Source organism: Cupriavidus sp. GW822-FHT03E04, from assembly GCF_058801495.1.
The window spans coordinates 430478-454371 of sequence record NZ_JBXANI010000001.1 but is presented as its reverse complement, the minus strand read 5'-3'; the positions used below and the strand labels follow the sequence as shown (position 1 = coordinate 454371).

Genomic DNA, 23894 nt, shown 5'->3' with positions numbered 1-23894 from the left:
CACAACATGTTGCGCGGACTTGCAGGGCATAGCGAATTGACCAGATACGGCGTGCGCCTGGCGCTGGCAGGGGCGGCGGGCTTGTTGCTGGCGGCGTGCGGCTCGGGCGATAACAACACCAGCAGCGGCAATACCAATCCCAATACCAATACCAAGCCGGCCAATATCGGCGTGGTCACGATCAAGACCTACGACGGCAACACGGACGACCTGCTCACTGCTGGCCTCGGCAAGGACGGCCTGGGCTCCGCCACCGCGCCGTTGCCGCTGAATCCGGCCGCGCCCACCGCGGCCGAGCTGCGCCGCTACGCCATCTACACCAACTACCGCGCGCTGGTGGATACCACGGCGGGCGGTGGCTATGGCTCGCTGTACGGCCCCAATGTGGACGCGCAAGGCAACGTCACGACGGGGCAGGGCAAGGTCGCCGGGCGCGAGTACCTGGCCTTCTCCGACGATGGCAGCGGCCAGCAGAACGTAACCATGCTGGTGCAGATTCCCGACAGCTTCAATCTGGCCAAGCCGTGCCTGATCACCGCCACGTCGTCCGGCTCGCGCGGCGTCTATGGCGCGATCTCCACCGGCGAGTGGGCACTCAAGCGCGGCTGCGCCGTCGCCTACACGGACAAAGGCACCGGTGCCGCGCCGCACGACCTGGACACCGATACCGTTGCGCTGATCGACGGCACCCGCGCCAGCCGCGCCGCGGCCGGCGCCAACGCGCAGTTTGCCGCGCCGTTTCCCAACACCAGCCTGGCCGCGTTCAATGCGCTGGCGCCGCACCGGCTGGCGTTCAAGCACGCGCACTCGCAGCGCAACCCCGAGAAGGACTGGGGCACGTTCACGCTGCAGGCCGCCAGTTTCGCCATCTGGGCCATCAACGACCGCTTTGGCAACGTGACCACCAATGGCACGCGCCAGCGCAGCCTGGGCCCGGACAAGGTCGTGGTGATCGCGTCCAGCGTGTCCAACGGCGGCGGCGCGGCGATTGCCGCGGCGGAGCAGGACACCCAGGGCCTGATCGACGGCGTGGCGGTGGGCGAGCCGAACCTCAACCTGCCCAGCAACACGGGCGTCACCGTCACCCGTGGCGGCGTGCCGGTCAGCCTGTCCGGGCGCCCGCTGTATGACTACACCACCACGGCCAACCTGCTGCAGCTCTGCACCTCGCAGGCGAGCGCGCTGGTGAATGCGCCGGGTGTGGCGCTGTACGCGCTGCCCACCGTCGGGCTGGCGCAGCCGGCGCTCAACCGCTGCCAGTCGCTGGCCAACGCGGGCCTGGTGACCGGGCCGGATGCCGCCAGCCAGTCCGTCAGCGCGTTGCAGGCGCTGCACGCCTTTGGCTGGGAAGCCGAGTCCGATGCGCTCCATCCGTCGCTGGCCCTGTTTGAGGTGGCCAATGCAGTCTCGGTGACCTTTGCCAACGCGCTCGCGCGGGCCGGCGTGGCGGATCGCTTGTGCGGCTTCAGCTTTGCCGCGACCGGCACGGCAGTCCTGACGCCGGCGGCGATTGCGCCAGCTACGCTCAATGTGCTGTACGCGACAGGCAATGGCGTGCCGCCGGCGGCCGGCGTGCAGCTGATCAACGACAACAATCCCGGCGGCCCGCTGCGCGATATCTATTCCCAGTCGCCGAGCAACAATGTGGCCGATGCCAACCTCGACGGCGCCCGCTGCCTGCGCGGCCTGCTCACCGGCACCGGCGCGCAGGCCCAGGCGCTGCAGGCGGGCCTGGCCCAGACGCTGCGCTCGGGCAACCTGCACGGCAAGCCGGCCATCATCGTGCATGGCCGCAGCGATGCGCTGCTGCCGGTCAACCATACGTCGCGGCCTTATCTCGGCTACAACCGGCTCCAGGAGGGCAGCGCCAGCAAGCTGTCCTATATGGAAGTCACCAATGGCCAGCATTTCGACAGTTTCATCGGCGCGGTAGCGGGCTACGACAACCGCTTCATCCCGCTCCACGTCTACCTGAACCGGGCGCTCGACGCGGTCTACGACAACCTCGCCAACGGCCGCGCGCTGCCACCCTCGCAGGTGGTGCGCACGGTCGCGCGCGGTGGCACCGCGTCGCCGGCACCCGCCATCTTGCCCACCAACCTGCCGCCGTTTGCCGCAACGCCCGCCGATGCGGACCGGATCACGGTCAACGGCAGCACCGTAGAGGTACCCAACTGATGAAGGCATCCCGCCCACGCGTTCTGACGCAAGAAGATTTCGACCGCTTCGCCTCGCTCTCGCGCGATGACAACCCCATCCACTGCGATCCGGCGTTCGCCCGCACGACGCATTTTGGCGCCACGGTCGCGCATGGCATGTTCCTGTTCTCGCTGCTTTGCGCGCAGATGCAGCGCAGCAACCCCCGGCCGGTGCTGCCCATCGCGCAAACGCTGATGTTCCCGCGTCCCACCTTTGTCGGCGACGGCGTGGCCGCCGTGCTGGTGTTGAACGAAACGCCCGGGCGCGACCGGATCGCGCTGGACACGTCGGTGCGCTGCGTGCAGCGTGGCCGCAACCGCACGCCCGTCACGGATGAGCAGATAACGGCACATGGCGACGCGGTGCTGCTGGTCGACGCCAGCGCGGAATCGCTGGCCGAGGCCCAGCGCCAGGATGCCGACGAAGTTGCGCAATCCGCCGGGCAGCTTGTGGGGCAGCCAGCTGGCGACCGTACGCTCTATCACCTGAGCGTGGGCCAGGAGGCTTCGGCGGTACGCAGCTTCAGCGCGGGCGATATCGATGAATACGTGGCGTTGACCGACGATGGGAATGCCTTTTATACCGACCCGGTGTTCGCCCACAGCCGTGGCTTCGAGGGCACCATCGTGCCGCTGCCATTGCTGGCCGGCATGTTCTCGGATCTGCTGGGCACGCGCTTGCCGGGCCGCGGCACTGGCTGGATGAAGCAGTCGCTGCGGCTGCGCTCGCCCGCGCGGCTGGGCGAGCTGCTGAGCGCATCGGTGCGCATCGTGCGCCTGCGCGGCGACAAGGACCTGGTCAACCTGGCCACGGTGGTCACCGGCGACGATGGCCGCGTGGTGCTGGCCGGGGAGGCGCTGGTGCTGGTGCGCAACCTGGAGGACAAGCGGTCGCTGGCGGCCGCCTGAAGCCGCGTGGGTGGCCAAGGTGCAACGTATTTCCTGCGCCACATCAAGGGCCGTGCAGTCAGGCCTTGAAATGCACGCGCAAAGCCTTATCTTTCGATCAGACACCAGTGTCCGGCCCGCGTGGCGGGATCGGCAGGCCGGGGCGCAAGCGCCTTGCCTACCGCATCGGGCACTCATCCGAAAAAGAGGGCTCCTAAATGCGACTTGACAAACTGACTACCCGATTCCAGGAAGCGCTGGCCGATGCCCAGAGCCTGGCGATCGGCAACGACAACCAATACATCGACCCGCTGCACGTGCTGCGCGCCTTGCTGGCGCAGAACGACGGCGCCGCCCGTGCGCTGCTGGCGCGTGCCGGCGTCAACGTCGGCGGCCTGACCACCGCGCTGGATGCCGCCATCAAGCGCCTGCCGCAGGTGCAGGGCACCAGCGAGGTCCAGGTCGGGCGCGAACTCAGCGCGCTGTTCAACGCCACCGAGAAAGAGGCCATCAAGCGCGGCGACCAGTTCATCGCCAGCGAGCTGTTCCTGCTCGCGGTGGCCGATGACAAGGGCGAGGCCGGCCGCATCGCACGTGAAAACGGCCTCTCGCGCAAATCGCTCGAGACCGCCATCGAAGCCGTGCGCGGCGGCGATTCGGTCAACAGCGCCGACGCCGAAACCCAGCGCGAAGCGCTGAAAAAGTACACCGTGGACCTCACCGAGCGTGCCCGCATCGGCAAGCTCGACCCCGTGATCGGCCGTGACGACGAAATCCGCCGCACCATCCAGATCCTGCAGCGCCGCACCAAGAACAATCCCGTGCTGATTGGCGAGCCGGGCGTGGGCAAGACCGCTATCGTGGAAGGCCTGGCCCAGCGCATCGTCAACGGAGAAGTGCCGGAAAGCCTCAAGAGCAAGCGCGTGCTGGTGCTCGACATGGCTGGGCTGCTGGCCGGCGCCAAGTACCGCGGCGAGTTCGAGGAGCGCCTCAAGGCCGTGCTGTCGGACATCGCCAAGGACGAAGGGCAGACCATCGTCTTTATCGATGAGCTGCACACCATGGTCGGGGCCGGCAAGGCCGAGGGCGCGATCGACGCCGGCAACATGCTCAAGCCGGCTCTCGCGCGCGGTGAACTGCATTGCATCGGCGCCACCACGCTGGACGAGTACCGCAAGTACATCGAGAAGGACGCCGCGCTGGAGCGCCGCTTCCAGAAGGTGCTGGTCGACGAACCCAGCGTGGAGGCCACCATCGCCATCCTGCGCGGCTTGCAAGAGAAGTACGAGCTGCACCATGGCGTGGAGATCACCGACCCGGCCATCGTCGCGGCGGCGGAGTTGTCGCATCGCTATATCACCGACCGCTTCCTGCCCGACAAGGCCATCGACCTGATCGACGAAGCCGGCGCGCGCATCAAGATGGAAATCGACTCCAAGCCGGAGGTGATGGACAAGCTCGAGCGCCGCACCATCCAGCTCAAGATCGAGCGCGAGGCCGTCAAGCGGGAAACCGACGAGGCGTCGAAGAAGCGGCTCGAACTGATCGAGCAGGAAATAGGCCGCCTGGAGAAGGAATACGCCGACCTCGAAGAGATCTGGAAGGCCGAGAAGGGTGCCGCCCAGGGCGCAGCCGCGCTCAAGGAAGAGATCGACAAGATCCGCCTGGAGATCACGCGCCTGCAGCGCGAAGGCAAGCTCGACAAGGTGGCGGAGCTGCAGTACGGCAAGCTGCCAGAACTGGAAGGCAAGCTCAAGGCCGCCACGGTCGCCGAAGCCAGCGAGCAGAAGCAGCCCAACAAGCTGCTGCGCACGCAGGTAGGCGCCGAGGAGATCGCCGAGGTGGTAAGCCGCGCGACCGGCATCCCGGTGTCCCGGATGATGCAGGGCGAGCGCGAGAAGCTGATCCAGATGGAGGACTACCTGCACCGCCGCGTGGTGGGCCAGGACGAGGCCGTGCGCCTGGTGTCGGACGCCATCCGGCGCTCGCGTGCCGGCCTGTCGGACGAGAACAAGCCCTACGGCTCGTTCCTGTTCCTCGGCCCCACCGGGGTGGGCAAGACCGAACTGTGCAAGGCGCTGGCCGAGTTCTTGTTCGATTCGCAGGACCACCTGATCCGCATCGACATGAGCGAGTTCATGGAGAAGCACAGCGTGAGCCGGCTGATCGGCGCGCCGCCGGGATACGTGGGCTATGAAGAGGGCGGTTACCTGACCGAGGCCGTGCGCCGCAAGCCGTACAGCGTGATCCTGCTCGACGAAGTCGAGAAGGCCCACCCGGACGTCTTCAACGTGCTGCTGCAGGTGCTGGACGACGGTCGCCTGACCGACGGCCAGGGCCGCACGGTGGACTTCAAGAACACGGTGATCGTGATGACCTCGAACCTGGGATCGCACATCATCCAGGCAATGACCGGCGAGCCGCACGAAGCGGTCAAGGGCGCGGTATGGCAGGAAGTGAAGACGCATTTCCGGCCCGAGTTCCTGAACCGTATCGACGAGGTGGTGGTGTTCCATTCGCTCGACCAGCAGCATATCGAGTCGATCGCCCGCATCCAGCTGGAGCGGCTGACGGCACGGCTGGCGCGCATGGACATGACGCTGGAGGTGAGCGAAGCTGCGCTGGCCAAGATCGCCAGCGCTGGCTACGATCCGGTGTTCGGGGCGCGTCCGCTCAAGCGTGCGATCCAGCAGCAGATCGAGAACCCGGTGGCGCGTCTCATCCTCGAAGGCAAGTTCGCCGCCAAGGATGTGGTGCCGGTGGATTACCAGGATGGGGAGTACACCTTCGGTCCGAAGGGCCACTGAGGCACGGCACTACCACGGCACTACCACGGCAGTACGCCAGAACGAAAAACCGCCCCTTTGCCGGGGCGGTTTTTCTTTGTAATCAACATTAATAAAATGCGGTCCGGGCCGTTGCATCCGCGCCACCCTCGGGTCACGCCTGCATCACATATATCACATGCATCCCGGAGATGCGCTCGTCAGCGCCGGTAGGGGTGATGGTAGGCATACCAGTCGCGGCGACCCCACCAGCGCCGTCCATCCCAGTAGCGCTCACCGTGCCACCCGATCACCACCGCCGGCGCCACCACCACTGGCGGCCCATATCCGACATAACCGGGAGGGGGCCCATAGACCGGAGCCGGCGCAGGATAGGCCGCGGGCGGCGGGGGGGCGGGATAGGCGGGCGGAGCCTGATACACGGGCGCGGGGTAGGCCGGCGCCACCACCACCGGCGCAGGCACGCCGACGTTCAGGTCCACATCGACGCGTGCCAATGCGGGCTGGGCGAGCGCCAGGACAAATGCGCCAAGCCCCAGCGCGTAGAAGTTACCTTGCTGCATGTCGATCCTCATCTTGCAGTCGCAATAAGCTGACTCTAGCCATGCCGCCGCACTGCAGGGGATTACAACTGTAACGATATTTCACGGCGTGCCGGACGCAAGGGGGGCATCAGGCCGAGCGCTCGTTGGTGAGGCGGTACAGGGGCATCAGCTCCTTGACGCAAGCGTCCGAGGCCGATTTGCTTTCCACCCTGATTGCACGGGTCACGGCATCCTTGACCCGGCGCAGCCCGCCCTGCTCAAGGAAGGCCTTCAATGCGGGGTTCTCCATGAAGCGGTTGAATTCGAGCAGGTCGGCACCCGTAATGCCGGCTTCAGCTATCTCCTTGCCCGACAGCGCCGCCTCCTTGGTCTTGCGCCCGACCGGCGAGCCCAGCAAGCGCGCCAGCCGCATCGCCAGTCCGGCATCCTGGATCTCCGGTGCCAGCGCGGGCCGAACTGCCGCCTCGACCACCTCGGGCGAGAGCTTCGCGCGGGCGCATCGCGTGTAGCGCTCTTTGGGGATGGGCCCGATTTTCGCCGGCAGCCTGGCAAAGGCCTGGTCCAGGCCAGCCGCAAGAATGGCGCCAACGTCAAACGCACGGATCAGCGCCGTGACCGCTTCATCGTAAGTCGGGGGGAACAGCTGGGGCGGCTCCGTCGCACGCTCTTCGATGCTTAGTGTGGGCTGCTCGGCCTGGGGCGCCGCCCAGCCGTCGTGGCCGTGGCCGAGTGCCAGCGCAAGGGCGGCTGGCAGAAGTATCGCCGGCAAGATCGGCGGCTTGCCGACCGGCTTCCTGATTGGTATTGGGGCCGCAATGTCATGGGTAACCTCGCCAAGGGAAGCGGCGAGCCCTGGTTGAGCGCATCGGGGACAGTCGTTCATGTTTTGCGCCGGCTCGTCTGGGTATCTCTTGCGGATTATGCCGGGATTGGGCGCGCACGGCCCGCCCGTGCCACGCTGCAAAGCGCCAATCGGGCCGCGGCTCCGGGCGGGCGTGGTGTGGAAAGCGAACAACGCACGATTTACGCAGCCGCGCCGCCTGTGTAATATCCGGCACCTGCACGCTTGTGCAGTTGATCGTTCACCCCTTGTTCCTGGAGAGTAAAGTGCCCCGCACGTCCGCCATTACCCTCTGATGCCGACGACACCTGCACACGCAGAGTGCCGATGGCGCGCCCGCGCTCTTCGCCTGCTGTGCTTGCCTCAAGCGCTTACGCTGTCCCAGGCCTGAGTTGCCTGCCGGGGCACCGCCAATGCCACCACGCGCCATCCCATCGTCGGCTCCAATCTTTTCTGGAGTTCGAAATGACGATGCAAGAACCCGAAGCGCTTCGGGAAACCAACCCTGCCGACCCGATTGCCGATCGCGTGAAGTATCCGCGCACGCTGCATTTGCCGTGGTCGCCAGGACTTAGCGACGATGACCGGAGGATCGAGTCCCTGAATGCCTTCCAGGGCTGCCGCGTGATTGTCACGTCCAAGATGGACGGAGAAAACACCTCGCTCTACCGCACGGGCATGCACGCCAGGAGCCTGGACAGCCGCCATCATCCAAGCCGTGACTGGCTCAAGGGATTCTGGGGCGCGATGCGCATGGATATTCCGCAGGGTTGGCGCGTCTGCGGCGAGAACCTGTTCGCCATGCATTCGATCCGTTACCGCGACCTGGCTTCGTTCTTCCTTGGGTTCTCGATCTGGAACGCGCGTAACGTATGCCTCGGTTGGGATGAAACGCTGGAGTGGTTTGCCTTGCTCGGTATCGAGCCGGTGCCGGTGCTTTACGACGGCGTGTTCGACGCCGCGGCGATCCATGCCCTCTGGGGCGAACGTGAGCGCGAGCGGATGGAGGGCTATGTGGTCCGGATCGCGGGCGCGTTCCCCTATGCCGGTTTCAGGCGCTGCGTGGCGAAGTTCGTGCGCAGCGGGCATGTGCAGACGGACGCGCACTGGATGCACAACCACGCGTTCGAGCAGAACCACATGCGTGAGCGCGCAGGAGAGCCGCAATGGAAATGACCGACCTGTTGACCGCAGCGAACCAGCAATCGCTGCGCACGGCACCTGTGCTGCGGGCGCCTGCCTACACGAGCCTGATGGCACTCGTGCCTGCCCCGGGTGTCGACCCGGACTGGCAGGCCTTGATGGCGGCATTCCCATGCCTGGAGCCGTTGCGCCGCACGCCGCAGGATCCGCGTTATCACGCGGAGGGCGACGTCTGGACCCATACCAAGCTGGTGGTCCAGTCCCTGGTGGGGCTGGATGACTATGCGATGGCCACTCCCGAGCGCCGCTTTGTCCTGTTCCATGCGGCGCTGCTGCACGACATCGCCAAGCCAGCCACCACGCGGGTAGACCCGCAAACCGGGGCGATCGGCCAGCCGGGCCACTCGGCGCGCGGCGCGGTCGATGCGCGCGTGCTGTTGTGGCGCAGCGGTGTGCCCTTTGCCTTGCGCGAAGCGGTTTGCCGGCTGATCCACGTGCATCAGCTGCCGTTCTATGCCATCCGGGGAAGCCGGTCCGGCGAGTCCGCCGAGATGGTGGTGCGGCGCCTGTCGCTGGAACTCGATATACGCGAGCTGGCGGCGCTGGCCGAGGCCGACATGCGTGGGCGGGTATGCGCAGACAGCGAAGACGTGCTGGTCGACATCGCGCTGTTTCGCGAGCTGGCGCGCGAGGAGGGATGCTACGGCCAGCCGCGCGCCTTCGCGGACCGCTGGACTCGGATGCGCTACCTCCGGGGCGAAGACGTCCATCCGGACTATGCTTACCACCGCGAGGCGGGCTCCACCGTGACGGTCCTGAGCGGCCTGCCGGCCACAGGCAAGAGCACCTGGATCAAGACATGCTGCGTCGGTCTGCCGGTTGTGGGGTTTGACGACGCACGCGAGGCCCTCGGGCTGAAATACGGGAAGAACGAGGGCGCGGCGATGCACTTTGCCGTCGACCAGGCAAAAGCGCTGCTGCGCGAGGGCAGGCCGTTCATCTGGAACGCGACGCACCTGAGCCGGCAGATGCGCGCGAAAACCCTCGACTTGCTGTTCGCGTACGGCGCGGAAGTCAATGTCGTCTATCTGGAGGCCGCGGAGCAGACCATCCTGTCGCGCAACCGCAAGCGCGACACCACGCTGACCAACGCCGCCATCGAGAGAATGCTCCACAGGTGGGAGGTGGTGTCGCCGGTTGAGGCGCATTCGGTCACCTATCACATCGCCAATTGAACCGGATGCTGGCCCGTGCCATGCCATGCGGCACGGGCGCATCAGGACTCAGGAACCTGCGGGAGGCGCAGCCACCTTGCGCCCAGCCATGTGATGCAGATACGCCAGCAAGTCCTTCAGATCCGCGTCGGACAGCGTTTTTTCGTCGATCGCCGACATGCGCGCGTTGGGCCACCAGCGCAGCGACTGCGGGTCGCGGATCAGCGTGGCCAGCTTGTCGTCGCCCAGATAATCGACGGCGCTGTGCGGCACATTCAGATCGGGGCCAAGGTGCGCGTCGCCGACCCGGTTGAGGGAGTGGCACGAGAAGCAAACGCGCTGGAACGTCGCGAAGCCGCGCATGACCGCGCCGTCCGCCGGCAGGCCGGGGGCGGGCCGGATGGCCGCAAAGCGCTCCGCCGGCGGCGCGGTGATGTCGATGCGCACGATGCTGTACGTCCAGAGGCTCTCGTTGACAAGGGAAGCGGCGCGGCCCGCCGGCACTGTCCAGATCAGGCGGAACGGCCCGATGTCCTGGCCCTTGAGCGTCGGCCACGGCGCGGCAGGATTTTCCACCGCGAGCCAGGCGCGCGGCTCGTCGGCGCTATCGGCCAGCAACAGGCGCGTCGGCAGGTGAGAGACATAGCCATCGCTGGCTGCGGTCGTCGCACTCGCGTCGGCCGTCACCGGCATGCCGCGCAGCAGGGCGGCCAAGGGAATCGCCTTGAACGTCAGGCGGCGTTTCAGGTTGTCGTCGTCCACCGTCACGTCGGTCAGGCGGCGGTCTTTCAGCAGCGCATCCCGCGTCCAGTTGCGCTGTTGCGCACCGGCGGCAATGGTCAGCGTCGCCGTGTCCGCGGCGCAAGCCGGACCCGCCAGGAACGCCATGGCGCATCCAAGCGCACCAACGGCCATTGCGATCCAGACTTTCATGGGTCTTCCTCCAGGGCGAGCGAACAATGTGCGGCGGTCGTTGGCGATCATTCTAGCCGTTGCAAGCGAGCGTCGGCCTTTTTCGCCGGCTCGGCGGCGGGCGCGGTCGTTTGCATGATCGTTCGTCATTTCTGCGTATCGGCGCGCCCGGCGCCGAGCGCTTCGAGCAGTGGCTTCAGCGCATCGAGTTCCGCGCCAAAGCCGCCCCAGTCGCCTGCCTTCAATCGCTCCATGGCGCGGTCATAGTGGGCGAGTGCCTCGCGGGCGCGGCCGTCTGGTGCGCCACCGGGCGCGGCCGCCACCGGGGCCGCCTCCTTGAAGAGCGCCGCCAGGGCCGCGCCCAAGGTTTCCTCCATCACCACATGGTCGCCATAGGCGGCGATCACCCGTTTCAGTTCGGGCAACTGACCGGACTCCGCGCGCAAGTAGAGCGGCGAGACGTAGAGAATCGAGTTGTCGATGGGCACGACCTGGAGGTGGCCGCGGATGACGCGCGACCCCATCTGGTTCCACAGCGAAATCTGCTGCGAAATCTCGGTGTTTTGCTGGATGCGCGCCTCGATCTGGAATGGCCCATAGACCAGCTTGTCCTTGGGAAAGGCATAGACGACGAGCTTGCCGTAGTCAGGCGGATCGCAACGCGCCGCCAGCCACGCAATCATGTTCTCGCGCTGGCTGGGCACCATCGGCAGCATCAGCACGAATTCGGCGCGCGGCTGCGCGGGCAGCCGCACGATCATGTAGTAGGGCGTCATGGGCATGCCGGGGCCGGTGCCCGCATCGATGTCGGCCTGCTTGCGCGGGAACTGCCAGAGGTCCTCGCGGTTGTAGAAGACTTCCGGCGTTTCCATGTGATAGGCGCGGTAGACCTGCGCCTGGATCAGGAACAGGTCTTCGGGGTAGCGGATATGCTGCTGCAGGTCTTGCGGCATCGCGCCCAGCGGCTTGAACAGGCCCGGGAAAATGCGCTGGTACGTTCGTACGACGGGATCGGCGGCGTCGCTGATGTAGAAATCGGCTGTCCCGTTGTACGCATCGATCACCACCTTGACCGCGTTGCGGATGTAATTGTCGCCGTCACCGGTGCCCGGCTGGGAGTATGGGAACCAGCGGCTGGTGGTATAGGCATCCTGGATCCAGAAAAGCCGCCCGCCGCCGACGACGATGTAGGGGTCATGGTCGAGGCTGAGGAACGGGGCGATCGTGCGCACCCGGTCCTGGATATTGCGATGGAGCAGGATCCGGCTCGCGGGCGTGATGTAGCTGGTCACCAGGATGTTGGGATCGTCGAATTGCCAGGCGAAGAGGGCCTGCAGCGCCATGCTGCCGATCGCGACGCCGTCGCGCCCGTGGTAGGTCGTATAAACGTTCTCATCGCCTTTGGGGTAATCAAATTCGGGCGCGTTGCCGTTGACGATCACATAGCCCTTGCCGCCTTCACCAAAGTACAGGCGCGGCTCGACCATGGGCGGGCCGCCGTTGGAGACAGGCGGAATATCCTTCAGGTAAAGCGTAGGCAGGCCTTCCGCGGATTTCTCCGTGACCGGCGACATCACGACGCCATTGCCGTGGGTGAACAGGAGATGCAGGTTGACCCAGGTCTGGGCATTGGCAGGAAGCAGCGACGGCTCCAGCTCCCGCGCCGAGAGCATCACCTGCTGGTAACGGGCGTCGAACCGGTAGCGGTCGATGTCCGTCGCCAGGAATTTGTAATAGGTCCTGATCTCCTGCAACTGCGCGTAGGTATCGCGCAACGGTTGCAGATCCCACAGGCGGATGTTGTCGATGGTCGGGCGATTGGCCTGCAGCGCGGCGAGATCGAGGTTCTGCTCGGCGGGAAACGGCTTTACCGAGATTTGCGCCAGGCCATAGGCGTCGCGCGTCAGCGCAATGTTGTGGGCGATATAGGGCGTCTCCAGCTGCAGTTCGTTCGGCTTGACATAGAAACGCTGGAACAGCGCCGGGTAGATCAGCACCAGTACCAATGCACTGCCGAACACGGATAGCGCCGAGGCGGCAGGAATGCGATAGCCCCGCCAGCGCATATTGGCCCACGAGGCGGCTGCGGCCGCGGTGGCCAGGCCGATCAGCGGCCACAGGACTGGCAGCCCCACATGGATATCGGTATAGCTGGCGCCTACCACCACGCCGTTGTCCCCGTAGAGCAGCAGAAAGCGGTCGAGCCAGTAGGACCAGGCCTGCAGCAGGAAGAACAGGCCCAGCAGGGCCGAGCCGTGGGCCGCGGCCGCGGGTGAAAGCCCGCGCGGCGAGCGCATGCAGGCGATGTCGCCGCGCATTCCGTACACCGTGGCCGCCGCCGCAGCGCTGCAGCACAGCAGCAGTAGCAGCCAGTTCCTCAGCGCAAGATAGGCGGGCAGCGAGAAGAGATAGAAGCCGATGTCCTTGCCAAAGATCGGATCGGCCTTGCCAAAGGGCACCTGGTTGAGGTAGCGAAGCACGAGGTCCCAGTCCGGGATTTCGCTGGTGGCGAGGAGCAGGCCCAGGAGGACGGCGGCACCGGCGATGGCGGCGTGCCAGGGCAGGTGCGGCGCGACTTCGCCCACCAGCTCGCTCAAGACCTCTGCCTTCCAGGAGCCGGGCGGGCTCGCATAGCGGTGCGCCAGCGATCCCGACACCCAGATCGCGCCAGCCGACGCAGCGAAGACAGCGGCGAACAGAAGCACCTTGGTGACAAGGACCGTCCAGAAGACGTTGACATAGCCGATGGAGGAAAACCACAGCCAGTCAACCAGCATGCCGGTGAGGCGGCCGATGACGATCAGGCCGATGATGCCAACCGCAACCCTGGCGGTAATGCGCCTCAGGCGCAGGCCGGATATCCCTGGCGAGCGCATCGATCATGCTCCTTTGCCGGACCGTCATCCGTAGCCTGCGGCTGCCCGCAACAAGGCAAAGGTCCAAGCTGGCCCGGCCCGACAATTCATTGTAGGTGGGGAATCATCCGGCAGCAGATGGACATTTACGGGCTGTTTATGCCTGGCCGATAGCTTTCTACGCCATTTGCATGGACGAGTTCTTAATCTGTGGACTGTCCAAACCGGTGAGCAACATGATGCCGCACAGCCGCAATGCACTACGCACAGGCCAACCTCATCACGGTGGCGGGTATTACCTGAAACTGACCGGATGCCTGCTAGCCCTCGGTTTGTTGTACGCCTTGTCATCGTGATACCAGTCTGCGCCGACTGCGCAAGGCGATGCGCGCAGGCGTGCCGTCAGCCTGCCGCCTTTTGTTCCAGGTAGTCCACCAGCAGCCTTGCCGCTGGCGAAAGGCTTGCCTCGTCGCGCATGCAGATCGCGAAGCGGCGCTGCGCCCAGGTATCGGTGAGCGGGACCACCCGTACGCCAAAGCCGACGTAAGTGGGCTCGACCACCTCGCGGGGCATGATGGCAAGACCCAGATTCGCGCGCACGCAGCGCAGGGACGCATCGAACGAGGAAACCACCACGCGGTACGCCATCGGCTTGCCGATGATGGCCGCGGCGCGCGCGAGCATGGTGTGCACAGCCGTCTGCCCGGGCAGCCCGATGTGGTCGAACTCCAGTGTTTGCTCAAACGTGCAATCCGCCTGGCTAGCGAGCGGATGCTCGGGATGCACGATGGCCGCCAGGGCATCGCTGCGATAGGGGCGGGTCCGGAATCCTTCCAGATCCGCGGCATCCCAGCAGATACCCAACGGTGCGGATCCCTCACGCAATGCGCGGACGAGGTCGCGGCTGAGGCTTTCCTCGACGGTGACGCGGATGTCCCGATGCTCGGGCACCTGCAGGAAGCTCGCGATATCGTCGGGCAGCGACTCGGCCATGCACGATACGGTGGCCAGCAAGCGGACTTGCCCCTTGATGCCGGTCCCGTAGTCGGCCATGTCGCGCTCCACGCGATCAGCCGCGGCCAGCATGGCGCGAGCGTGCTCAAGCAGGATCTCACCCGCCGCGGTCGGGATCACGCCGCGCCGGCGCCGCTCGAACAGCGTGACGCCCACCGTGTCTTCCAGCTGCGCCAGCCGCTTGCTGATGGCCGAAGCCACGATGTGCTGCTGTTCGCCGGCGCGCGCCATGTTGCGGGTCTCGCAAACCGCAACAAACAGGCGCAGGGAGGTGAGGTCTAGATCACGCATCGAAAGCCTTCAACGGTGGATTTCCAGTCTGGAAATTAAGTGCGGCCATCTTAACGTTTCTTGTCATCACCGGAAATTCCTCGGGCTGGACACGAGCGGTGGCACTTGGCGCCTCGTGTGCGGCAGTCGGCGGGCCGCTGGCTTGAGCACGCTTCGGAGTGATTCGCTTAGATGTTCCAATCCGGAATGCTGGTGCTTCTTGATTACCGCTTCTGGCCTAGGCTGGAACAACATAGAGTGCATAGGCCAGACTGAAGCACTAATCTCCGAGGGGACACAGATCCAATGACAACGCACATTCCATCGGCACCGCGCCAAGCCGTGATCCGCGAGGTCGGGCTGCGTGACGGGCTGCAAAGCATCGCCACCATCCTGCCGACTTGCGCCAAGCGCGAGTGGATCCAGGCGGCCTATGCGGCGGGCCAGCGGGAGATCGAAGTCGGCTCGTTCGTCCCGGCGAAGCTGCTGCCGCAACTTGCCGATACCGCGGAACTCGTGGACTTTGCCAGGTCGCTGCCGGGGCTGTTCGTCTCGGTCCTGGTGCCGAACCTGCGGGGCGCGGAGAACGCCATCGCCAGCGGCGCGGACCTGATGCTGGTACCGCTTTCCGCCAGCCATGCGCATAGCCTGGCCAACCTGCGCAAGACCCCCGGCGAAGTCGTAGCCGAAGTCGCCAGGATCCGCGCCGAGCGCGACGCGGCCGGCTCCCGCACGCTGATTGAAGGCGGCGTGGGCACGGCCTTTGGCTGCACGATCCAGGGTCATGTGGATCCGGACGAGGTGCTGCGGCTGATGCAGGCCCTGCTGGACGCGGGCGCCGATCGCGTGAGCCTGGCCGACACGGTGGGCTACGCCGATCCCGGCATGGTCCGCCGCCTGTTCGAACGCGCCACGGCAATGGCCGGCGACCGCTTCTGGTGCGGCCACTTCCACGACACGCGCGGGCTTGGCCTGGCCAACGTCCATGCCGCCCTGGAGGTCGGGGTGACCCGCTTCGATGCCTGCCTCGCCGGCATCGGCGGCTGCCCGCACGCGCCCGGCGCCAGCGGCAATGTCGCTACCGAAGACCTGGCCTACCTGCTGGGCAGCATGGGCTTCGATACCGGCATCGATATCAGCCGTCTGCTGGCGCTGCGCGAGCGCGTGGCCGGCTGGCTGCCCCATGAAACCCTGCACGGCACGTTGTGGCGCGCCGGCCTGCCCAAGACATTTCCCGTATCGGTTGCCGATGCGGCTGTCCGCCTGAGAGAGAACCATGCACGCTGAACATGCCTCCTTGCCGCTCGCCGGCGTCCGCGTGGTTGAGTTCACCCATATGGTGATGGGCCCGACCTGCGGCATGATCCTCGCGGACCTGGGCGCCGAAGTCATCAAGGTCGAGCCGCCCGGTGGCGACAAGACCCGCAACCTGCCCGGCCTTGGCATTGGCTTCTTCCGCTCGTTCAACCGCAACAAGAAGAGCGTCGTCATCGATATCACCACCCCGCAAGGGCAGGCCACGGCAGCGGAGCTGGTTGGCCAGTGCGATGTGTTGCTGGAGAACTTCCGCCCGGGACTGATGGCGAAATGCGGGCTGGATTACGCGACGCTGTCCGCCAGGTTTCCCGGACTGATCTACGTCTCGCACAAGGGCTTCCTGCCCGGTCCCTATGAACACCGCCTGGCGCTCGACGAAGTCGTGCAGATGATGGGCGGCCTGTCCTACATGACCGGGCCCAAGGGCCGCCCGCTGCGCGCCGGCACCTCGGTCAACGACATCATGGGCGGCATGTTCGGCGCCATCGGCGTGATGGCTGCCCTGCGGGAGCGCGACCGTACCGGCAAGGGGCAGGAAGTGCAGAGCGCGCTGTTCGAGAATTGCGTGTTCCTGTCGTCCCAGCATATGCAGCAGTTCTCGATGACCCGCGAGCCGCCGCCGCCGATGCCGTCGCGCGTGTCCGCCTGGAGCGTCTATGACGTGTTCACGCTGGCTGAAGGCGAGCAGCTCTTCATCGGGGCCGTCAGCGACAAGCAGTTCAACACCTTGTGCGACGTGCTGCAACGTCCCGACCTGGCCGCTGATCCGGCGCTTGCCACCAACGCGATGCGGGTGGCGGTACGCCCGGCATTGCTGGAGCGGCTTGGCGAGATTCTCAAGGACCATCGCGTGGAAGCGCTTTCGCCGAAGCTCGAAGCCGCGGGCATTCCCTACGCGCCCATCATGCGTCCGGAGCAACTGCTCGATGACCCGCACCTGAGAGCAAGCGGTGGCCTGGTGCCGATGCAGACCGAGGACGGCGGCACCACCGACGTTGTGCTGCTGCCGCTGTTGATGGGCGGACGCAGGCCCGGCGTGCGCATGCCGCTGCCGGGCATTGGCGAGCACAACGACGAAATCCTGTCCGGCCTGGGCGCGCGTGCCCCGGACTGAATCCTCCCGCATTGCCACGTGGCTTCGGACGGCCACGCGGACCAGAACGATAAACATACGGAGACAGACATGGCATTCCCCCTTTCGCGCCGGGCAGCACTCGGCATGGCCGTTTCGGCGATCGCACTTATGCTTGCCTTGCCGGCCGGCACCGTGCTGGCCCAAGGCTCGGGCCGGCCGGTGCGCCTGATCCTGCCGATCAGCGCTGGCTCGGGCGTGGACGCGATCGCACGCGCTGCCGGGCCTGCGCTGGGCAAGAGCCTGGGCCAGCCAGTGGTGATCGAGAATCTTCCCGGCGCCGGCGGCATGACCGGCGCGGCGGCGGTGGCCAAGGCGCCACCCGATGGCACCACGCTGGGCCTGTTCTCCAACAACCACGTGATCAACCCGAGCGTGTACAAGAAGATGCCGTTCGACGCGATCAAGGACTTCACGCCCATCAGCGTGATCGGCTCCACGCCGCTGGTCCTGGTGGTCAACCCCAAGGTTCCCGCCAGGAACGTGCAGGAACTCATTGCCTTGCTCAAGGCCAAGCCCGATTCGCTCAACTATGCGTCGTCGGGCAACGGCACCATCATCCAGCTCGCCGCGGAAATGTTCCTCGATGAGGCGCATGTCAAGGCTCGCCATGTGCCCTACAAAGGCACCGGACCGATGATGACCGACCTGATTGCGGGCCAGGTGGAGATGGGGGTCGTGGCCTTGAACGCCGTGGCGCCCCACCTGAAGAGCGGCACCCTGCGCGCGATCGGCCTGTGCGGCGCGACGCGCTCGCCGGCCGCACCGGATATTCCGACCATCGCAGAACAAGGCTTGCCCAACTACGCGGTCGAGGGCTGGTTTGCCGTGGTAGGCCCCGCAGGGCTGCCGCCGGCCGAGGTCAAGCGCCTCAACACGTTGTTCGCCAAGGCTTTCACCAGTCCGGACGTGCTGGAAGTGATGAAGAAGCAGGGCAATACGATCAGTCCCAGCACGCCGGAGGCAGCCGCCAGATTCTTCCAGAGCGAAGCGGCGCGCTATGCTGCCCTGGTCAAGAAGGCCAATGTGACCCTGGAGTAAGGGCAGGGGCCGCATACCTCATCGCATCCTTCGGTGAGTCGATGCGATCCGTGCGGCAGGCGCCGGCCCACCGCTTCTCCGGTTTCATTGAATGTTGCCGCTGCCCGCGCAGCCCGCTTGGCGTGGGGAGGCGCCGATGTCATGATGGCGAGGTGCGAGCGAGCGGCATTTCCAGCCAGCGAGCCGGCATTTCACCTACGGTATCAATGAGGAGACACGGATATGCAAGGCAGGCAAACGCAGGGGATGTCCCGCGAGCGGCTTGGGCGGGTCGAACGTTTCATCGACGACGCCTATATCGCGACCGGCAAGTTGCCCGGCACGCTCATCCAGGTGTGGCGGCGCGGCGAGTTGGCGCTGAACTCGGTGTTGGGCCTGGCTGACCGCGAGCGGCAGGTTCCGCTGGCCGAGGATTCGATCTTCCGCATCTACTCGATGAGCAAGCCCGTCACCTCGGTGGCGGTCATGATGCTGGTCGAGGAATGCAAGATCGCCCTGGACGATCCGGTCAGCAAGTACATCCCGGCATGGGAAAACCTGGGCGTCTATGCCGGGGGCTTCATGGAGAGCTTCCAGACGCGCCCGGCTGCGCGCCCGATGCTGGTGGTCGACCTGCTGCGCCATACGTCCGGCCTGACCTATGGTTTCCAGCAGAACACCAACGTCGACGCCGCTTACCGCAAGCAGATGCTGGGCGAACTCGCCACCGGCGGCACGCTGGACGACATGATCGCGAAGCTGGGCAAGCTGCCGCTCGAGTTCTCGCCGGGCGAGGCCTGGAACTACTCGGTTGCCACCGACGTGCTGGGCTATCTTGTCGGCAAGATCAGCGGAATCCCTTTCGAGACCTTCCTGAAGGAACGCATATTCGATCCGCTGGGCATGGTTGACACTGCCTTCCACGTGCCGCAAGACAAGGCCTCGCGCCTTTGCGCCTGCTACGCCGTCGGCTCGCTCGGTTCGAAGGTAGTATCCGCGCGCGCGCCGGTCCTGCAGGACGATCCCCGCACCAGCCCCTACCTGAAACCGCCAAGCTTCATCTCCGGCGGTGGCGGCCTGGGGTCCACCGCGGCTGACTACATGCGCTTCGCACGCATGCTGTTGCAAGGCGGTGAGCTCGATGGGGTGCGCCTGCTGGGGCCGAAGACCCTGGCGCTGATGACCGCCAACCATTTGCCGGGCGGGGTGGACCTGCCGCGCATGTCGCGCTCCATGTTCAGCGAAGCCACCTATGATGGCGTCGGCTTCGGGCTCGGCTTCGCCACCACGGTGACGCCGGCGACCACGTTGATTCCCGGCAGCGCCGGCGACTTCTTCTGGGGCGGAGCGGCCAGCACCTTCTTCTGGGTCGATCCGCAGGAGGACCTGATCGGACTGTTCCTGACCCAGCTCTTGCCGTCGTCCGCCTACCCGGTGCGCCGCCAGCTGCGCACGCTGGTCTACAGCGCCATCACCGAGCCGGGTGCCGCGGCACGCTAAGCGCCTGGCGAGCCGCGACCCGTGGTCTCCCAAACGCTGCCCAGCACGTCCCCCTGCCCAATGTCGCAACCCTCCCATTTGAAGAACTGCAGTTCTTCCGAGCTGGCCAGGCCATTGGCCAGTACCTGCATGCCGAGCGTGTGCGCCAGCGCGATCACGGCACGCGCGATGGCGGCGCGTTTGGCATCGGTTGCCACGTTACGCACGTAGTCCTGGGGAATCTGCAGCCGGTCGGGCAGCAAGCGCTGCAGGTTGGCCAGCGAGATGGGCGTGTTGCCGACGTCGGCCAGCGTGACGGATGCGCCTTGCTCCTGGATGCGGGCGCAGGCAAGGCGGGCGGCTTCCGTGGCGGTGCCCAGCAGGATGCCCGGCAATTGCAGGTCGAGCCCGCTGCCGGCCTGGGCGGTCTCGCGCAGGTATTGGCGGAGCAGCTCCGGCAACGCCAGCAGTTCGGACTCCTCGGCGCCGGCCATGAGCGGCAGCAGGATGGGGACGCTGACGCGGGCCGGGCCGGATAGGGCGGCTTGCGGATCCGAGTGCCAGGCTAGCGCGAGTTCGCAGGCGCGGCGCAGCAGCACGGCATTGATCGCGCCAATGAGGCCCGGGCTGCGCACGTAGTTGGCGATCTCGGCATGCGGCATCCAGCCGGTGGGGCCCGGCCACGCCGGCAGCAGCGCGATGGCCGCAATGGCGGCGGAGCCCAGGTCGAACTGGGAGACGGCTTGCAGCCGGTATTGGCCGCTGTGCAGCGCTTGCTCGATGGCAGCTTCGACCTGCGCGTCGCTAGCTGCCTCGGAGGTGGGTAGCTCGGGCGCCCGCGGTACTGGCTTGGGCAGGGCATGGGCTTGCTGCAAGGCCTTGACGTACTGGTACGCGCGCAGGCCGCCGATGACGACGGAGGTCAGCTTCTGCGCGGTCATCTCCGTCTTGAGGAAGTAGCCATTGATCTCGTAGCCGGTCACCACCTCGCGCTCCGGCGCCATGCCGGGATGCCCGGTGCGCAGCACGATCTGGAGGTCGGGGTTGCGCAGTTGCTCGCGGATGTAGCGCACCGTGGCCAGGCCGGCATCGTCGGTTTCCATCACGACATCGAGCAGCACGAGCGCGGTATCGGGGTGACGGGCGAGGTGGGCCCTGCAGGCTTCGCCGGAATACACGCTGTGGAACTGGATCTTGCGCCCGGAGAAGGTCAGGTCCATCAGTACCAGGCGCGTGATCTCGTGCACGTCGGGGTCGTCGTCGACCAGCAGGACCTGCCACGCGGGCATGGACAAAGAGGAGTTCATGGCAGAGTCCTGGCGGATACGATCGGGATGGTGGCCTTTGCCGAGGGTGTGATGCGGGGCATGCGCAGGGTGAAGACGGTACCGCCGCCATCGGTGCCCACCGCATGGCCCACGGCGATGGTGCCGCCCAGGCGCTGCGTCACCAGGTTGTAGACCAGGTGCAGGCCCAGGCCGCTGCCACCCTTGCCGCGGCGCGAGGTAAAGAAGGGCTCGAAGATCTTCTCATGCAGGGCATCGGGAATGCCGCTGCCGTCGTCGGCGTAGCGGATCACGACTTCGTCACCGGCGGCGAGCCGGGCGGCGATGCGGATGGTGCCGCGCACAGGGCCTGTGTCGCCGCTGCCGAATGCGTGCACCAGCGAGTTCATGACCAGGTTGGTGAGGATCTGCGCGATCGCGCCGGGGTAGCCGTTCATGGCGATGCCGGCCGGGCAGTCGATCAGCAATTGCACATGCGTGTCGCGCAGGCGCGGGTCGAGGCTGACCACGGTCTCGCGGATATAGTCGCCCAGGTCGAAGCTGCGCCGTTTTTCGCTGGTCTGGTCGACCGCCATCTGCTTGAAGCTCTGCACCAGCTCGGCCGCGCGGTTGGCGTTGGACAACAGCAAACGGGCGGATTGCGCGGCATCCGACAGGTAGCGCTGCAGCGCCTCGGGTGCCAGCTCGTTGCTCGCCACCAGCGCCTGCGTGGCGCTGGTGCGGTCCTGCAGGTAGGAGGCGGCGCTGACGGCGATGCCCACCGGCGTGTTGATCTCATGCGCCACGCCCGCGACCAGTCCGCCGAGAGAGGCCATCTTTCCCGCGTCCACCAGGTTCTTGCGCGCGGACTCGAGATGGCGCAGCGACTCCATCAGTTCCGCCTGTGCCAGTTCGCGGCTTTCGTGTGAGAGTACGATCCACCATGCGCCGAAAGCCAGCAGCGGCAAGGTGGCCGAGTACACGCGCAGCAGCAGGCCGCCGATCCCGTCGGCGTGCGAGGCATGGCCTTCGCCGATCAGCCGGTAGGCGAGCAGGAACACGGCGCCCATGGCCGCCGCGGCAATCACGAACAGGCCGAGGAAGCGCGCCAGCCGCCGCAGGAAATGCGGCGGCAGTATCCGCAGGAAGCTGCCTTGCCACGGCGCCGCCTGCATTTGCGCGGCGGTGCCGGGCGCCTTGCAGGCATCGTGGCAATGGTTGTCCAGGCCGCAGCACAGCGAGCAGATCGGCCCCGCATAGAAGGGGCAGTGCGCCATGTCCGGTGCTTCGTAGTCGCGCTCGCAGATGCAGCAGCGGATCGGCTCGTCGGTGTGCTTGTCGAGGGGGTGTGGGTCTTCCCGCGCGATGTAGTACCGGCCGCGGGTCGCATAAGCGATCAGGATGGCGCTGGCGAACGAAGCGCCCAGCGCGATAAAGGCGCAATAGGCTTGCGCCAGCGCGCCAAGCAAGCCGGAGTAAGCGCCGATGCCGGCGAGCGAGGCAATCAGCATGGCGCCGCAGCCCACCGGGTTGAACGCATACAGGTAGGCCCGGCGGAACTCGATGTGCCGCGGGCTGATGCCCAGCGGCTTGAGCACGACAAGGTCGGCCACCAGGGCGCCGAGCCAGGCGATCACCAGGTTGGAATACACGCTCAGCACGGCCTCCAGCGTGCTGAAGATGCCCAGCAGGGTGAGCAACAGTGCGATCAGCACGTTGAACACCAGCCAGACCACGCGGCCCGGATGGTAGTGCGCCAGCCGCACGAACACATTGGACCAGGCCAGTGAGCCCGCATAGGCATTGGTCACGTTGATCTTGATCTGCGACACGAGCACGAACAGCATCGCCACCGCGAGCACCACCTCGGGCCGATCGAATACCTGCCCGTATGCCCACACGTACATGTGGATCGGCTCCATCGCGTGATTGGCGGCTACGCCGGCTCGCAGCGCGAGCACCGCCAGCAGGCTACCCGCCAGCACCTTGAGGCCGCCGATCACGATCCAGCCCGGGCCCGCCAGCAGCAGCGCGCTCCACCAGCTCCAGCGGTTCTGCGGCGTGCGGTCGGGCAGGAAGCGCAGGTAGTCCACCTGCTCGCCAATCTGGCCCATCAGGGAGAACAGCACGCCGGTGGCCGCGCCAAACGCGAGCATATTGAACGCCGGCGAGGCCGCATCGCGCCCGGTGAATGCCGCCCATTGCGCCAGCACGCCGGGATCGTGGCGCAGGATGTAGGCGAAGGGCAGCACCAGCAGCACCGCCCACAGCGGCTGTGTCCACATCTGCAGCTTGTTGATCAGCGTGACGCCGAAGAACACCATCGGCACGATCACCAGCGAGCAGACCAGGTAGCCCACTGTCAGGTTCAGGCCGGTGGCAATGGCGAGCGCCTGGGCCAGGATGGCCGACTCCAGCGCGAAGAAGATAAAGGTAAAGGACGCGTAGATCAGCGAGGTGATGGTGGACCCGGCATAGCCGAAGCCCGCGCCGCGCGTGAGCAGGTCGATGTCCACGTTGGCCATGCTGGCGTGGTATGCCACCGGCAGCCCGATCAGGAAGATCAGCGCGCAGACCAGCAGGATGGCCGGGAACGCGTTCTGGAAGCCAAAGCTGAGCGTGACGCTGGCGCCGATGGCTTCCAGCGCCAGGAAGGACACGCCGCCGATGGCCGTGTTGGCCAGCGTGAACGGCGACCAGCGCCGGTAAGAGCGTGCCGCATAGCGCAGCGCGTAATCCTCCAGCGTTTCATTCGCGACCCAGGATTGATATTCTCGTTTGATGCGCATGGCGTGGTGGCGTCGGGTGCGATCCGGGTCGGGACGGATGGCTGGCAGCGGGCGCTCCGATTATTGTCTGAATCCGCCCCTCGCGCAATGACATGCGCGCGGCGCGGCAAAGGGTGCGGAACGCGCTGCAGCATGCCGTACGGATGCTGCGCGGCAGCATGGCGCGGCGCCTTGACATTTAGGGTGTCAGCGCAAACACTGGCCGGCAGTCTTCATATCGAAGAGG

General features: G+C 66.2%; 16 protein-coding genes. 9 read left to right on the top strand and 7 right to left on the bottom strand.

The annotated features are described in order from the left end of the window. Positions 1 to 6 precede the first annotated feature (6 nt). From AC1RQC_RS01980 to clpB, 3 genes are all read left to right on the top strand, one after another. A complete protein-coding gene (locus tag AC1RQC_RS01980) occupies positions 7 to 2178 on the top strand; it encodes a D-(-)-3-hydroxybutyrate oligomer hydrolase (RefSeq protein WP_492882349.1) in 2172 nt (723 codons plus the stop codon). Further along, positions 2178 to 3107: a MaoC/PaaZ C-terminal domain-containing protein gene (locus AC1RQC_RS01975; RefSeq protein ID WP_492882348.1), complete on the top strand. Its 930-nt coding sequence runs from the start codon at positions 2178 to 2180 to the stop codon at positions 3105 to 3107. Before AC1RQC_RS01980 ends, AC1RQC_RS01975 begins: the two co-directional genes overlap by 1 nt. 197 nt (positions 3108 to 3304) lie before the next feature. Next, the gene (gene clpB, locus AC1RQC_RS01970) at positions 3305 to 5893 is read left to right on the top strand and encodes an ATP-dependent chaperone ClpB (RefSeq protein ID WP_492376398.1); all 2589 of its coding nucleotides are present in this window, start codon (positions 3305 to 3307) and stop codon (positions 5891 to 5893) included. Positions 5894 to 6072: 179 nt separating this feature from the next. Here the strand turns inward: clpB and AC1RQC_RS01965 are convergent, their stop codons facing one another. Together AC1RQC_RS01965 and AC1RQC_RS01960 are read right to left on the bottom strand one after the other, a co-directional pair. Continuing rightward, positions 6073 to 6435: a hypothetical protein gene (locus AC1RQC_RS01965; RefSeq protein ID WP_459371228.1), complete on the bottom strand. Its 363-nt coding sequence runs from the start codon at positions 6433 to 6435 to the stop codon at positions 6073 to 6075. Positions 6436 to 6544: 109 nt separating this feature from the next. Then, positions 6545 to 7186, bottom strand: coding sequence for a hypothetical protein (locus AC1RQC_RS01960; RefSeq protein WP_492376175.1), 642 nt, complete (start codon positions 7184 to 7186; stop codon positions 6545 to 6547). A gap of 537 nt (positions 7187 to 7723) precedes the next feature. On the opposite strand from AC1RQC_RS01960, the gene AC1RQC_RS01955 reads away from it, so the two are divergent. After that, positions 7724 to 8434, top strand: a complete 711-nt coding sequence (locus tag AC1RQC_RS01955; protein ID WP_492882347.1) for an RNA ligase family protein — start codon at positions 7724 to 7726, stop codon at positions 8432 to 8434. A 77-nt stretch (positions 8435 to 8511) separates the two neighbouring features. Beyond that, positions 8512 to 9636, top strand: coding sequence for an AAA family ATPase (locus AC1RQC_RS01950; protein WP_492376190.1), 1125 nt, complete (start codon positions 8512 to 8514; stop codon positions 9634 to 9636). Positions 9637 to 9684: 48 nt separating this feature from the next. Here AC1RQC_RS01950 and AC1RQC_RS01945 read toward each other — a convergent pair whose 3' ends face one another. The 3 genes from AC1RQC_RS01945 to AC1RQC_RS01935 all read right to left on the bottom strand — a co-directional run bounded on the left by AC1RQC_RS01945 (position 9685) and on the right by AC1RQC_RS01935 (position 14687). Further along, a complete protein-coding gene (locus tag AC1RQC_RS01945; RefSeq protein WP_492376177.1) occupies positions 9685 to 10548 on the bottom strand; it encodes a cytochrome c in 864 nt (287 codons plus the stop codon). Between the two features lie 125 nt (positions 10549 to 10673). Further along, positions 10674 to 13403, bottom strand: a complete 2730-nt coding sequence (locus AC1RQC_RS01940; RefSeq protein WP_492376178.1) for a UPF0182 family membrane protein — start codon at positions 13401 to 13403, stop codon at positions 10674 to 10676. A gap of 381 nt (positions 13404 to 13784) precedes the next feature. Beyond that, the gene (locus AC1RQC_RS01935) at positions 13785 to 14687 is read right to left on the bottom strand and encodes a LysR family transcriptional regulator (RefSeq protein ID WP_492882346.1); all 903 of its coding nucleotides are present in this window, start codon (positions 14685 to 14687) and stop codon (positions 13785 to 13787) included. Between the two features lie 285 nt (positions 14688 to 14972). Here AC1RQC_RS01935 and AC1RQC_RS01930 point away from each other — a divergent pair, with 285 nt between their 5' ends. The 4 genes from AC1RQC_RS01930 (at position 14973) to AC1RQC_RS01915 (ending at position 19635) form a co-directional block, all read left to right on the top strand. Next, on the top strand, positions 14973 to 15953 hold the full coding sequence (locus AC1RQC_RS01930; RefSeq protein ID WP_492882345.1) for a hydroxymethylglutaryl-CoA lyase: 981 nt from the start codon (positions 14973 to 14975) through the stop codon (positions 15951 to 15953). Further along, on the top strand, positions 15943 to 17097 hold the full coding sequence (locus AC1RQC_RS01925; RefSeq protein ID WP_492813976.1) for a CaiB/BaiF CoA transferase family protein: 1155 nt from the start codon (positions 15943 to 15945) through the stop codon (positions 17095 to 17097). Before AC1RQC_RS01930 ends, AC1RQC_RS01925 begins: the two co-directional genes overlap by 11 nt. Positions 17098 to 17166: 69 nt before the next feature. Further along, complete coding sequence (locus AC1RQC_RS01920) at positions 17167 to 18156, top strand: Bug family tripartite tricarboxylate transporter substrate binding protein (protein WP_492376182.1); 990 nt, start codon at positions 17167 to 17169, stop codon at positions 18154 to 18156. A 222-nt stretch (positions 18157 to 18378) separates the two neighbouring features. Continuing rightward, positions 18379 to 19635: a serine hydrolase domain-containing protein gene (locus AC1RQC_RS01915; protein ID WP_492882344.1), complete on the top strand. Its 1257-nt coding sequence runs from the start codon at positions 18379 to 18381 to the stop codon at positions 19633 to 19635. On the opposite strand, the gene AC1RQC_RS01910 is transcribed toward AC1RQC_RS01915, so the two are convergent. Beyond that, positions 19632 to 20921, bottom strand: coding sequence for an EAL domain-containing response regulator (locus tag AC1RQC_RS01910; protein ID WP_492376184.1), 1290 nt, complete (start codon positions 20919 to 20921; stop codon positions 19632 to 19634). The genes AC1RQC_RS01915 and AC1RQC_RS01910 overlap by 4 nt on opposite strands. Beyond that, complete coding sequence (locus AC1RQC_RS01905) at positions 20918 to 23668, bottom strand: ATP-binding protein (RefSeq protein WP_492882343.1); 2751 nt, start codon at positions 23666 to 23668, stop codon at positions 20918 to 20920. The genes AC1RQC_RS01910 and AC1RQC_RS01905 overlap by 4 nt, the downstream gene beginning before the upstream one ends. Positions 23669 to 23894: the final 226 nt, after the last annotated feature.